Raw genomic sequence first — 12632 nt, 5'->3', positions numbered from 1 at the left:
GGGGTTGCACAGCAGATGACTGCGATTTCTCTCGGCATGCCGTCCGTTCCGACCAAGCTCGCCGAGCGCCGGAAGAGCCGGCAGATCCAGGTCGGATCCGTGGCGGTCGGCGGCGACGCGCCCGTGTCGGTCCAGTCGATGACCACGACCCGTACGTCGGACATCGGCGCCACGCTCCAGCAGATCGCCGAACTCACCGCGTCCGGCTGCCAGATCGTCCGCGTCGCCTGCCCCACGCAGGACGACGCCGACGCCCTCGCGACGATCGCCCGCAAGTCGCAGATCCCGGTCATCGCCGACATCCACTTCCAGCCGAAGTACGTCTTCGCCGCCATCGAGGCCGGCTGCGCCGCCGTCCGCGTCAACCCCGGCAACATCAAGAAGTTCGACGACCAGGTCAAGGAGATCGCCAAGGCCGCCAAGGACCACGGCACCCCGATCCGCATCGGCGTCAACGCCGGCTCCCTGGACCGGCGCCTGCTGGAGAAGTACGGCAAGGCGACCCCGGAGGCGCTGGTCGAGTCGGCGCTGTGGGAGGCGTCCCTCTTCGAGGAGCACGACTTCCGCGACATCAAGATCTCGGTCAAGCACAACGACCCCGTCGTGATGATCGAGGCCTACCGCCAGCTCGCCGCCCAGTGCGACTACCCCCTCCACCTCGGCGTGACCGAGGCGGGCCCGGCCTTCCAGGGCACGATCAAGTCCGCGGTCGCCTTCGGCGCGCTGCTCTCCCAGGGCATCGGCGACACCATCCGCGTCTCCCTCTCCGCCCCGCCCGTCGAGGAGGTCAAGGTCGGCCTCCAGATCCTGCAGTCCCTCGGCCTGCGCCAGCGCGGCCTGGAGATCGTCTCCTGCCCGTCCTGCGGCCGCGCCCAGGTCGACGTCTACAAGCTCGCCGAAGAGGTCACCGCCGGCCTCACCGGCATGGAGGTCCCCCTCCGCGTCGCGGTGATGGGCTGCGTGGTGAACGGCCCGGGCGAGGCCCGCGAGGCCGACCTCGGCGTCGCCTCCGGCAACGGCAAGGGCCAGATCTTCGTCAAGGGCGAGGTCATCAAGACCGTCCCCGAGTCCAAGATCGTCGAGACCCTCATCGAGGAGGCGATGAAGCTCGCCGAGCAGATGGAGGCCGACGGCGTCGCCTCCGGCGAGCCCTCGGTGTCGGTGGCGGGCTGACACCCCCCACGGGCGGCCGACGACGGCCGGCCGCCCACCGCACCCCCACCCCACGGACCGGCACCGGACGCCCGGCCCACCGGCCGGCACTCACCCACGGGGCGACGCGGCACAAATTCGGCAGGTACAGTGCGGAGATCAGCAGACCCCAGTGTGTGAGGCCCCGCGCGTGTTGACCCAGACCACCTCCCGGGTCCTCGAACCGAGCGACCTGGACGCCGCACTCGCCGTCCTCGACCGCGACCCGGTCGCCAACGCCTTCGTGACCGCCCGGGTGCAGGTCGCCGGCCTCGACCCGTGGCGCCTCGGCGGCGAGATGTGGGGCTGGTACGAGGACGGCATGCTGACCTCCCTGTGCTACGCGGGCGCCAACCTCGTCCCCATCTGCGCCGGACCGCGCGCCGTCCGCGCCTTCGCCGACCGCGCCCGCCGGGCCGGCCGCCGCTGCTCCTCCATCGTCGGCCCCGCCGAGTCCACCGCCGCGCTGTGGCGGCTGCTCGAACCCCACTGGGGCCCGGCCCGCGACATCCGCGCCCACCAGCCGCTCATGGTCACCGACCGCATGCCCGACGGCATCGCCCCCGACCCCTACGTCCGCCGCGTCCGCAAGGACGAGCTGGAGACGATCATGCCGGCGTGCGTGGCGATGTTCACCGAGGAGGTCGGCGTCTCCCCGCTGGCCGGCGACGGCGGCCTGCTCTACCAGGCCCGCGTCGCCGAACTCGTCGGCTCCGGCCGCGCCTTCGCCCGCCTCGACGACCAGGGCCGGGTCATGTTCAAGGCCGAGATCGGCGCCGCCACCGCCCGGGCCTGCCAGATCCAGGGCGTCTGGGTCGCCCCCGAGTACCGCGGCCAGGGCCTCGCCGCCCCCGGCATGGCAGCCGTCCTGCGCTACGCCCTCACCGACGTCGCCCCCGTCGCGAGCCTGTACGTGAACGACTACAACACCCCGGCCCGCCGGACGTACCAGCGCGTCGGCTTCCAGGAGATCGGCGCCTTCATGAGCGTCCTCTTCTGACCCGCGGGTACGCTCCCCGCATGGACGTAGAGATCGGCCCCCTGGACCTGTCCGCCCACGTCGACGAGGCCCTGGCCGTCCAGGCGGTCGCCTTCGGACTCGGCGCCGACGAGGTCGCCGTACGCCGACAGATCGTCCAGCGCCACATGACGTACCCCGGGGCCCGGGCGCTCGGCGCCACCGTCGGCGACCGGCTCGTCGGCTTCGTCTACGGCATGCCCAACGACCGCACCCACTGGTGGTCCACCGTCGTCGAGCCGTACCTGCGGGCCCGCGGCCTGGACCACTGGCTCGACGACTCCTTCGTCATCACCGAGCTGCACGTCCACCCCGACCACCAGAACCGCGGCATCGGCCGCACCCTGATCACCACCATCACAGACTCCGCCACCGAGCCCCGCTCGATCCTCTCCGCGATCGACACCGAGAGCCCCGCCCGCGCCCTGTACCGCTCCCTCGGCTACGACGACCTGGCCCGCCAGGTCCTCTTCCCGAGCGCCCCGAAGCCGTACGCCGTCATGGGCGCCCCCCTCCCGCTGCGCCGCCGGTAACCGATTTCCGGCCACGCCCGCCGCCCGGCTAACCTCCTTGCCATCACCCTTACGCAGCAGGAGTACGAGAACCATGGCGAACGCACAGGTCCAGCGCATGTCCCAGTTGATGGCGAAGACGTTGCGCGACGACCCGGCGGACGCCGAGGTCCTCAGCCACAAGCTCCTCGTCCGCGCCGGTTACGTCCGCCGCACCGCCGCCGGCATCTGGTCCTGGCTGCCGCTGGGCAAGCGGGTCCTCGCCAACGTGGAGCGCATCGTCCGCGAGGAGATGGACGCGATCGGCGCCCAGGAAGTCCTGCTGCCCGCCCTGCTGCCCCGCGAGCCGTACGACGCCACGGGCCGCTGGGACGAGTACGGCCAGGAACTCTTCCGCCTGAAGGACCGCAAGGGCGGCGACTACCTCCTCGGCCCCACCCACGAGGAGATCTTCACCCTGCTGGTGAAGGACCAGTGCACGTCCTACAAGGACCTGCCCGTGATCCTCTACCAGATCCAGCACAAGTACCGCGACGAGGCCCGCCCCCGCGCCGGCATCCTGCGCGGCCGCGAGTTCCTGATGAAGGACTCCTACTCCTTCGACCTCGAGGACGACGGCCTGGCCCGGTCCTACGCCCTGCACCGCGAGGCCTACCAGAAGATCTTCGCGCGCCTCGGCCTGGACTACCGCATCTGCGCGGCCACGGCCGGCGCGATGGGCGGCTCCAAGTCGGAGGAGTTCCTCGCCCCCGCCGAGGCCGGCGAGGACACCTTCGCCGACTGCCCGAACTGCGACTTCGCGGCCAACACCGAGGCGATCACGTACGCCCTCACCCCGGTCGACGCCTCCGCCGTACCCGCCGCCGAGGACATCCCCACCCCCGACACCCCCACCATCGAGACCCTCGCCGCCTCCCTCGGCGTCCCGGCCTCCGCCACGCTGAAGAACCTCCTGGTCAAGGTGGACGGCGAGATCGTCGCCGTGGGCGTGCCCGGCGACCGCGAGGTCGACCTGGACAAGGTCGAGGCCCACTTCGCGCCCGCCACGGTCGAGATGGTCACCGAAGCGGACTTCGCGGCCCGCCCCGACCTGGTCCGCGGCTACGTCGGCCCGCAGGGCCTGGCCAAGGTGAAGTACATCGCCGACCCGCGGATCGCCCCCGGCACCGCCTGGATCACCGGCGCGAACAAGCAGGACACCCACGCGAAGAACGTCGTCGCGGGCCGCGACTTCGAGGTGGACGAGTACGTCGACGTCGTGGTCGTCCAGGAGGGCGACCCCTGCCCCAAGTGCGGCACCGGTCTGAAGCTGGACCGCGCCATCGAGATCGGCCACATCTTCCAGCTGGGCCGCAAGTACGCCGACGCCCTCAAGCTCGACGTCCTCGGCCAGAACGGCAAGCCGGTCCGCGTCACCATGGGCTCCTACGGCGTCGGCGTCTCCCGCGCGGTCGCGGCCCTCGCCGAGCAGACCGCCGACGACAAGGGCCTGTGCTGGCCGGCCGAGGTCGCGCCCGCCGACGTCCACGTCGTCGCCGCCGGCAAGGCCCTCCAGACCGAACTCGCCCTCGACGTCTCCGACAAGCTCGCCGCGGCGGGCGTCCGCGTCCTCGTCGACGACCGTCCCGGCGTCTCCCCGGGCGTGAAGTTCACCGACGCGGAACTGATCGGCGTCCCGTGGATCCTGGTCGCGGGCCGCCGCGCGGCGGAGGGCGTGGTCGAACTGAAGAACCGCCGCACGGGCGCCCGCGAGGAACTCCCGGTGGCAGAGGCCCTGTCCCGCCTCACGTCCTGACACCGCCAGCAGCAACGCACCCGCCGCTGGGGTGGGCCGGGGGTGGGTGGCGCAGCCCGGCGCTTGCGGGGTGCCGCTGCGCCCACCCGTGCCGCCCCAGCGGCACGACTGCCCGCAGCTAAGTGGACTGGCGGCCGCTGCTGGGTGGGCGCCGGCCCAGCGGTGCGGGTGCCCGCAGGTAAGTCGCGAGGCGGCGCCGGCTGCCCGCTACCCCGGCGGGGCGGACCTGCCGCAGTCAGGGCGGCCGGTAGACGCGTACGGCGGGAAGGGGACGTGTCGGGGGGTGTCCGCCCGCAGCGGGCGGCGGAAAGTGGCGGTGCGGATTTGACCGACGCAGCGGCGCACCGAGGACGGATACCCCCCGGCGCGGCCCCGACCCACCCACCTGCCGTAGGCGCTACAGCAACCACCCACGGACAGAAACGGGCCGCCGCAGGCATATAGGGGCGCGGGGAACTGCGCGACCAGCCGACCACCGGCCCGCAGACAAACAGCTCACAGCCAGCCCGCGAACTCCAGCAACAGCTCCGCGTCCCGCACCCGCCCCACCCGCCGCGCCCGCACCCCGGACTCCACCGCCCGGAACAGCGTCCACCCCCGCAACCGCTCCTGATCCACGTCCAGCGACTCCGCCAGCCGCTTCACCCGCCGCCGCGTCGTGGCCGCCCCCGACGGCGACGCGATCAGGTCCTCCACCCGGTCCCGCACCAACCGCGCCAGGTCGAACGCGCACTCCCCGACCACCGGATCCGGCCCCACCGCCAGCCACGGCATCCGTTCCCCGGCCAGCACCTTGCTCTGCCGGAACGTCCCGTGCAGCAACCGCGCCTCCGGCGCGTCCGCCACCAGCGCCTCACGCGCCCCCAGCGCCTCCCCCACCAGCGGCGCCACCTCGGGATCCCGTTCGGCGCTCGCCCGCATCGCATCGGCCTGCCGCCCGGTCCGGGCCGCGACCGTCTCGAACGCGAAGTCCGCGGGCGGCTCCACCCACAGCCGCCGCAACGTCCCCGCCGCCTCCAGCAGCGCCTTCGCCTCCGGCAGCGACCGCACCGACACATCCGGATGCAGCCGTTCGAGCAGCAGCGCACCCGCACCCTCGCCCGCACCCGCACCCTCGCCGGCACCCGCACCCGCACCCGCGCCCGCGCCCGCGTCCGCCTCCAGCAACTGCACGGCCCCCCGGCCACCCCAGTGCGCCAGCGCCGCCCGCTCCGCCTCCGGACGCGCCCGAGGCGGCGCGAGCTTCAGCACGGCGGGCGTACCGTCCGCCCGCCGCACGAGCAGCACCAGGCTGCTCCGGCCCCCCGGCACCTGCACCCGCTCCACGGTCAACTCGCGTAGCGCCACCGCCCGGTCCGCCGCCTCCGGCAGGTGCTCCAGCCAGGCGTCACCCTCGGGTGCCGTCTCACCGAGCGCCCTGACCAGACGCTGCGGCGGTTCGAAAGCCATACGCGAGTCGATCCCCTTCTGTGTGTCCGCGCTAAGCCGACGGCGTAGCCGCACCGGCAGCGGCCCGCTCCGCAAGCCCAGGGAAGGCTACGCTCTCCCCCCGCCACCGCACCGCCCGCACCGCCGCCTCCCGCAGGACGCCCGCGGCCTCCCGCCGCCGCTCCCCGGCCGAGGCCCGCACGAGGTCGGAGTAGACCCCGGCGACGCGTTCCTCCAGCTCCGCGGCGAGCCGTACGGCCGCTCCCGCGTCCGGCACCGGGAACGGCAGCGCGTACCCCGGCGCGGCGGCCACCGGCACGCCTCCCAGGTCACGCACCTCCCGAGTGAGGACGTCCCGGCGCGCCCGGTGGGCGTCGTACGCGGCCCGCGCCTCGGCGCGCCGCCCGCCGTCGATCCGGCCGCCGACGACGCCGTACCCGTACACCGCGGCATGCTCCGCGGCCAGCGCGGCCTGCAGCGCCTCCAGCTCCCGGACCTTGCTCCCGCTCATTTCGCCGCCTCCGTCAGCAGATACGCGTGCACCGCGCCGGCCGCCGCCACGGAGGCCAGCAGCCGGGCCAGCTCCCCGTCCACGTCGACCAACGCCGTCGTACGCCGGTCGGCCAGCTCCTTCTCGGCGGCGGCGAGGGAGACGAGCGCGGACTTGTCGTCACCGGGCGCGGAGGCTGAGGCAGACGGCGAGGCAACCGGAGAACCAGCAGGAGAACCAGCAGGAGAACCAGCCGGAGAACCAGCCGGAGAACCAGCAGGAGAACCTGCCGGAGAAGCAGCAGGAGAACCAGCAGGAGAACCAGCCGGAGAAGCAGACGGCCCTGCAGACCCGGCGGCCAACGACGCACCCCCCGACCCGACACTCCCCGTCGGTCTCGGCACCCGCCCCCCGAACGCCTCCACATGCCGCACCACCTCCGCCCGCAACGGCGCCAGCCGCCCCGCCAGCGCGGGCCGGGCGGCGAGGACGGCGTCGTAGCGCTCCACGAGCCCCCGGCTGTCGAGAGCCGCACGCGCGCGCGTGCGCTCGCTGAGCGAGGGGCTGCCGCCCGTACTGCCGCCGGAGTCCTCCGCGGCGTCGGAACAGCCGGCGAGCAGCACGGCGCCCGCGGCCGAGGCGAGCAGGGTTCTTCTGCGCGGCCCGGAGGGGATGCGCGGCGGGGGAGGGAACGGCACGGCAGACGTCCTCGGGGAACTCGTACGGAGGGGGACGGCGGACCGCAGGGTCCGTGATCACGGTACCCGCGCCCCGCCGCAAGGCCACTCACCGGCACTTGTGCCACGACACCCACCACCCGAAGCCACCCCCAGCGACCCCCCACCACCCTCCGTACACAGGTGGACGGCAACACCCCTCTCGACCGGATACCCTTTGACCAGACACGCGACCATCCCACAACAGCACACGCGGCCGAGGAGTCACCCGGATGAGCACCACCCAGAGCGAGAGGCTGCGAGACCTGCTGGAACCGCTCGTCACCTCCCAGGGCCTGGATCTCGAAGAGATCGCCGTGGACTCCGTCGGACGCAAGCGTGTGCTCCGCGTCGTCGTCGACTCCGACACCGGGGCCGACCTGGACCAGATCGCCGATGTGAGCCGCGCGCTCTCGGCGAAGCTCGACGAGACGGACGCGATGGGCGAGGGGGAGTACACCCTTGAGGTCGGCACCCCGGGCGCGGAACGCCTCCTCACCGAGCACCGGCACTACGTCCGCGCCACCGGCCGGCTGGTGAAGTTCCAGCTGAGCGAGGGCGGTGACCTGGTCGCCCGGATCATCGAGGTCGACGACGAGGGACTCGACCTGGAAGTGCCCGGGGTCAAGGGACGCAAGGCCACCGCGCGCAGAGTCGCCTTCGGCGAGATCGAGAAGGCGCGCGTACAGGTCGAATTCAGCCGCAAGGACAAGCACGAAGAGGAAGCGGAGGAGGCGTAGCCGTGGACATCGACATGAGCGCCCTGCGGGGCTTGGTACGGGAGAAGGAAATCTCCTTCGATCTGCTGGTCGAGGCGATCGAATCGGCCCTCCTCATCGCCTACCACCGCACCGAGGGAAGCCGCCGCCACGCGCGCGTGGAGCTCAACCGGGAGACCGGGCATGTGACCGTGTGGGCGAAGGAGGACCCGGAGGACCTCGAGGAGGGCCAGGAGCCCCGCGAGTTCGACGACACCCCGTCCGGATTCGGCCGTATCGCCGCCACCACCGCCAAGCAGGTCATCCTGCAGCGGCTGCGCGACGCCGAGGACGACGCGACGCTCGGCGAGTACGCCGGACGTGAGGGCGACATCGTCACCGGTGTGGTCCAGCAGGGCCGCGACCCGAAGAACGTGCTGGTGGACATCGGCAAGCTGGAGGCCATCCTGCCGGTGCAGGAGCAGGTGCCGGGTGAGACGTACCCGCACGGCATGCGGCTGCGGTCGTACGTCGTCCGGGTGGCGAAGGGTGTGCGCGGACCGTCGGTCACGCTCTCCCGCACCCACCCCAACCTGGTGAAGAAGCTCTTCGCGCTGGAGGTCCCGGAGATCGCCGACGGGTCCGTCGAGATCGCCGCGATCGCACGTGAGGCCGGTCACCGTACGAAGATCGCCGTGCGGTCCACCCGTTCGGGTCTGAACGCCAAGGGCGCCTGCATCGGTCCGATGGGCGGCCGGGTGCGCAATGTCATGGGCGAGCTGAACGGCGAGAAGATCGACATCGTCGACTGGTCGGACGACCCGGCGGAGATGGTGGCGAACGCCCTGTCACCCGCTCGGGTGAGCAAGGTCGAGGTCGTCGACCTGGCGACCCGGTCCGCCCGGGTGACCGTGCCCGACTACCAGCTCTCCCTGGCCATCGGCAAGGAAGGGCAGAACGCCCGGCTGGCGGCCCGGCTCACCGGCTGGCGGATCGACATCCGCCCGGACACCGAGCAGACCCAGCCGCAGAGCGGCCAGCACGGCGGACAGCGCACGGGCGAGCAGGCCGGACAGCGCACCGGTCAGCGCGGCGGGGAATAGATCCCGGCCGCGAGGCGCTGAGATCACGACAGGTTTGTACGCGCCAGGTGTTCGGTACCTGCCCCAAAGGGGTGAGGCGCGTACGGGGAGGTAGACTTAACGGTGTCTGGCCGGACACGGGCCCGAGCATGCCCAGAACGCACCTGTGTGGGGTGCCGGGAACGGGCGGCCAAGACGGATCTGCTGCGGATCGTGGCGATCAAGGACGAGTGCGTCCCTGATCCACGCGGTACGCTGCCCGGCCGGGGTGCATACCTCCACCCCGCCCAGGTCTGTCTCGACCAGGCGGTGCGCCGCCGGGCGTTCACGAGGGCACTGCGCGTCCCGGGAGCGCTCGACACAAAGGCGTTGCGCCAGTACGTCGAGCGGACAACAGTTGCCGAGCAGGCAACACGGTAAGGAAAGACGTACCGCACGGAACCCCGTGCGGTGTAGGTACCTCGCGAGTCGAAAGCAGGTCGAGATTGCGATGAGCACTCGATGAGTACGCGATGAGTACGCCCATGAACTAGCGACGGTCCGGCCGCAACCCGGACCTCAAAGGAGCGAAGTGGCTAAGGTCCGGGTATACGAACTCGCCAAGGAGTTCGGTGTGGAGAGCAAGGTCGTCATGGCCAAGCTCCAGGAACTCGGTGAATTTGTTCGTTCGGCGTCTTCGACGATCGAAGCACCCGTAGTACGCAAGCTGACCGACGCCTTCCAGGGCGGTGGCAACGGCAAGTCCGCCGGCAAGCCCGCCCCGCGCAAGGCGTCCCCCAAGCCCGCCCCCGCGCCCTCCCCGGCGCAGGCGGCTCGTCCGGCCGCTCCCAAGCCGCCGGCCGCACCCAAGCCCGCGGCTGCCCAGCAGCCCGCGGCCCCGTCGGCGCCCGCGCCGGCTCCCGGCCCGCGTCCGGTGCCGGGTCCCAAGCCCGCGCCGCGTCCGGCCCCGGCGGCCCCGGAGTTCACCGCTCCGCCGTCCGCCCCGGCTCCCGCCGCGCAGAACGCGCCGAAGCCCGGTGGTCCGCGTCCCGGCGCGCCCAAGCCGGGTTCCCGTCCCGCCGCGCCCGGTCAGGGCCAGCAGGGCGAGCGTGGCCAGCGTCCCGCCGCCGCCCAGGGCGGTGCGCGTCCCGGTGGCGCCGCGCCGCGTCCGGGCGCCCGTCCGGCCGGTCCGCGTCCGGGCAACAACCCCTTCACCTCCGGCGGCAACGCCGGCATGGCGCGCCCGCAGGCTCCCCGCCCGCAGGGCGCTCCGCGTCCCGGCGGCCCCGGTGCCCCCGGCGGTCCCCGTCCGCAGGCGCCCGGCGCCCAGGGCGGCGGTCCTCGTCCGCAGGCTCCGGGCGGCGCGCGTCCGACCCCGGGCTCGATGCCGCGTCCGCAGGGTGCGGGTCCCGGCGGTCCGCGTCCCGGCGGCCCGCGTCCCAACCCCGGCATGATGCCGCAGCGTCCCGCTGCCGGCCCGCGTCCCGGTGGCGGCCCCGGCGGCCGTGGTCCGGGCGGTGCGGGTCGTCCCGGCGGTGGCGGCGGTCGTCCGGGCGGCGGCGGCTTCGCCGGTCGTCCCGGTGGCGGCGGTGGCGGCGGCTTCGCCGGTCGTCCCGGCGGTCCCGGTGGCGGCGGTGGCGGCGGTTTCGCCGGTCGTCCCGGTGGTCCCGGTGGCGGCGGTGGCCGTCCCGGCTTCGGCGGCCGTCCCGGCGGTCCCGGTGGCCGCGGTGGCACGCAGGGCGCCTTCGGCCGTCCCGGCGGTCCCGCGCGTCGTGGCCGCAAGTCGAAGCGGCAGAGGCGCCAGGAGTACGAGGCCATGCAGGCCCCGAGCGTCGGCGGCGTGATGCTGCCGCGCGGCAACGGCGAGACCATCCGTCTCTCCCGCGGCGCGTCGCTCACCGACTTCGCGGAGAAGATCAACGCCAACCCGGCGTCGCTCGTCGCGGTCATGATGAACCTCGGCGAGATGGTCACCGCGACGCAGTCCGTCTCCGACGAGACCCTGCAGCTCCTCGCCGACGAGATGAACTACACGGTTCAGATCGTCAGCCCGGAGGAGGAGGACCGCGAGCTTCTCGAGTCCTTCGACATCGAGTTCGGCGAGGACGAGGGCGACGAGGAGGACCTGGTGGTCCGCCCGCCGGTCGTCACCGTCATGGGTCACGTCGACCACGGTAAGACCCGCCTGCTCGACGCCATCCGCAAGACCAACGTCATCGCGGGCGAGGCCGGCGGCATCACCCAGCACATCGGTGCCTACCAGGTCTCGACCGAGGTCAACGACGAAGAGCGCAAGATCACCTTCATCGACACCCCGGGTCACGAGGCGTTCACCGCCATGCGTGCCCGTGGTGCGAAGTCGACCGACATCGCGATCCTGGTCGTCGCGGCCAACGACGGCGTCATGCCGCAGACGGTCGAGGCGCTCAACCACGCCAAGGCGGCCGACGTGCCGATCGTGGTCGCGGTCAACAAGATCGACGTCGAGGGTGCCGACCCGACCAAGGTGCGCGGTCAGCTGACCGAGTACGGCCTGGTGGCCGAGGAGTACGGCGGCGACACCATGTTCGTCGACATCTCCGCCAAGCAGGGTCTGCACATCGACTCGCTGCTGGAGGCCGTGATCCTCACGGCCGACGCCTCGCTCGACCTGCGGGCCAACCCGAACCAGGACGCGCAGGGCATCTCGATCGAGTCCCGTCTCGACCGCGGCCGTGGTGCCGTGGCGACGGTCCTCGTCCAGCGAGGCACCCTGCGGGTCGGCGACACGATGGTCGTGGGCGACGCCTACGGTCGCGTGCGCGCCATGCTCGACGACAACGGCAACAACGTCGCCGAGGCCGGCCCGTCGACGCCGGTCCAGGTCCTGGGCCTGACCAACGTCCCGGGTGCGGGCGACAACTTCCTCGTGGTCGAGGAGGACCGTACGGCCCGCCAGATCGCCGAGAAGCGCGCCGCCCGCGAGCGCAACGCGGCCTTCGCCAAGCGCACGCGCCGTGTCTCGCTGGAGGACCTGGACAAGGTGCTCAAGGCCGGCGAGGTCCAGCAGCTGAACCTGATCATCAAGGGTGACGCTTCTGGTTCCGTCGAGGCCCTGGAGTCCTCCCTGCTCCAGCTGGACGTCGGCGAAGAGGTCGACATCCGCGTCCTGCACCGCGGCGTCGGTGCGGTCACGGAGTCCGACATCGACCTGGCGATGGGCTCCGACGCCATCGTGATCGGCTTCAACGTCCGCGCGGCCGGCCGCGCGGCGCAGATGGCCGAGCGCGAGGGCGTGGACGTCCGGTACTACTCGGTCATCTACCAGGCGATCGAGGAGATCGAGGCGGCCCTCAAGGGCATGCTCAAGCCGGAGTACGAGGAGGTCGAGCTCGGCACGGCGGAGATCCGCGAGGTCTTCCGCTCGTCCAAGCTGGGCAACATCGCGGGTGTGCTCATCCGCTCCGGCGAGGTCCGCCGCAACACCAAGGCGCGCCTCATCCGCGACGGCAAGGTCATCGCGGAGAACCTCAACATCGAGGGTCTGCGTCGCTTCAAGGACGACGTCACCGAGATCCGCGAAGGCTACGAGGGTGGTATCAACCTCGGAAACTTCAACGACATCAAGGTCGACGACGTCATCGCGACGTACGAGATGCGCGAGAAGCCGCGGGCGTAACCGCCCGCCCTTCCGGGACGGTCCGGTCCGGGGCCGGTCGACGGAGAGTAATTTCCGTCGATCGG

Annotated in this window: 11 protein-coding genes; 8 read left to right on the top strand and 3 right to left on the bottom strand. The window is 72.4% G+C overall.

All coding sequences use genetic code 11. The annotated features are described in order from the left end of the window. Nucleotides 1-15: 15 nt before the first annotated feature. From ispG to IE308_RS14960, 4 genes are all read left to right on the top strand, one after another. A complete protein-coding gene (ispG, locus tag IE308_RS14975; protein ID WP_110631325.1) occupies nt 16-1173 on the top strand; it encodes a flavodoxin-dependent (E)-4-hydroxy-3-methylbut-2-enyl-diphosphate synthase in 1158 nt (385 codons plus the stop codon). Nucleotides 1174-1342: 169 nt separating this feature from the next. After that, entirely contained in the window at nt 1343-2191 is an 849-nt protein-coding gene (locus IE308_RS14970; RefSeq protein WP_110631328.1) for a GNAT family N-acetyltransferase, read from the top strand. 20 nt (nt 2192-2211) lie between these two features. After that, complete coding sequence (locus tag IE308_RS14965; RefSeq protein ID WP_110631331.1) at nt 2212-2742, top strand: GNAT family N-acetyltransferase; 531 nt, start codon at nt 2212-2214, stop codon at nt 2740-2742. A 73-nt stretch (nt 2743-2815) separates the two neighbouring features. Continuing rightward, nucleotides 2816-4516 (top strand): proline--tRNA ligase, encoded by a 1701-nt coding sequence (locus IE308_RS14960; protein WP_190218352.1) that lies wholly within the window; start codon nt 2816-2818, stop codon nt 4514-4516. A 495-nt stretch (nt 4517-5011) separates the two neighbouring features. Here the strand turns inward: IE308_RS14960 and IE308_RS14955 are convergent, their stop codons facing one another. The 3 genes from IE308_RS14955 to IE308_RS14945 are packed head-to-tail and all read right to left on the bottom strand — an operon-like array spanning nt 5012 to nt 7132. Continuing rightward, on the bottom strand, nt 5012-5965 hold the full coding sequence (locus IE308_RS14955; RefSeq protein WP_190218351.1) for an aminoglycoside phosphotransferase family protein: 954 nt from the start codon (nt 5963-5965) through the stop codon (nt 5012-5014). Between the two features lie 31 nt (nt 5966-5996). Beyond that, nucleotides 5997-6455 carry a ferritin-like domain-containing protein gene (locus IE308_RS14950; RefSeq protein WP_190218350.1) on the bottom strand — a complete coding sequence of 153 codons (459 nt, stop codon included), beginning with the start codon at nt 6453-6455 and terminating at the stop codon, nt 5997-5999. Next, a complete protein-coding gene (locus IE308_RS14945) occupies nt 6452-7132 on the bottom strand; it encodes a hypothetical protein (protein WP_190218349.1) in 681 nt (226 codons plus the stop codon). Before IE308_RS14945 ends, IE308_RS14950 begins: the two co-directional genes overlap by 4 nt. 251 nt (nt 7133-7383) lie before the next feature. Between IE308_RS14945 and rimP the strand changes: the two genes are divergently transcribed. The 4 genes from rimP (at nt 7384) to infB (ending at nt 12567) form a co-directional block, all read left to right on the top strand. Continuing rightward, nucleotides 7384-7890 (top strand): ribosome maturation factor RimP, encoded by a 507-nt coding sequence (gene rimP, locus IE308_RS14940; RefSeq protein WP_190218348.1) that lies wholly within the window; start codon nt 7384-7386, stop codon nt 7888-7890. A gap of 2 nt (nt 7891-7892) precedes the next feature. Next, nucleotides 7893-8951, top strand: a complete 1059-nt coding sequence (nusA, locus tag IE308_RS14935; protein WP_190218347.1) for a transcription termination factor NusA — start codon at nt 7893-7895, stop codon at nt 8949-8951. Between the two features lie 102 nt (nt 8952-9053). After that, nucleotides 9054-9350: a YlxR family protein gene (locus IE308_RS14930; RefSeq protein ID WP_190218346.1), complete on the top strand. Its 297-nt coding sequence runs from the start codon at nt 9054-9056 to the stop codon at nt 9348-9350. A gap of 151 nt (nt 9351-9501) precedes the next feature. Continuing rightward, entirely contained in the window at nt 9502-12567 is a 3066-nt protein-coding gene (infB, locus tag IE308_RS14925; RefSeq protein WP_110631360.1) for a translation initiation factor IF-2, read from the top strand. Nucleotides 12568-12632: the final 65 nt, after the last annotated feature.

The sequence above is a fragment of the Streptomyces griseosporeus genome, from assembly GCF_014656055.1.
GTDB lineage: Bacteria > Actinomycetota > Actinomycetes > Streptomycetales > Streptomycetaceae > Streptomyces > Streptomyces griseosporeus.
This window is presented reverse-complemented; position numbering and strand designations above follow the sequence as displayed.

Excerpts from the sequence above, each read along its gene's own strand:
- ispG (WP_110631325.1), top strand. The coding sequence starts at position 16 with ATGACTGCGATTTCTCTCGGCATGCCGTCCGTTCCGACCAAGCTCGCC.
- IE308_RS14965 (WP_110631331.1), top strand. The coding sequence starts at position 2,212 with ATGGACGTAGAGATCGGCCCCCTGGACCTGTCCGCCCACGTCGACGAG.
- IE308_RS14960 (WP_190218352.1), top strand. The coding sequence starts at position 2,816 with ATGGCGAACGCACAGGTCCAGCGCATGTCCCAGTTGATGGCGAAGACG.
- IE308_RS14955 (WP_190218351.1), bottom strand. The coding sequence starts at position 5,965 with ATGGCTTTCGAACCGCCGCAGCGTCTGGTCAGGGCGCTCGGTGAGACG.
- IE308_RS14950 (WP_190218350.1), bottom strand. The coding sequence starts at position 6,455 with ATGAGCGGGAGCAAGGTCCGGGAGCTGGAGGCGCTGCAGGCCGCGCTG.
- rimP (WP_190218348.1), top strand. The coding sequence starts at position 7,384 with ATGAGCACCACCCAGAGCGAGAGGCTGCGAGACCTGCTGGAACCGCTC.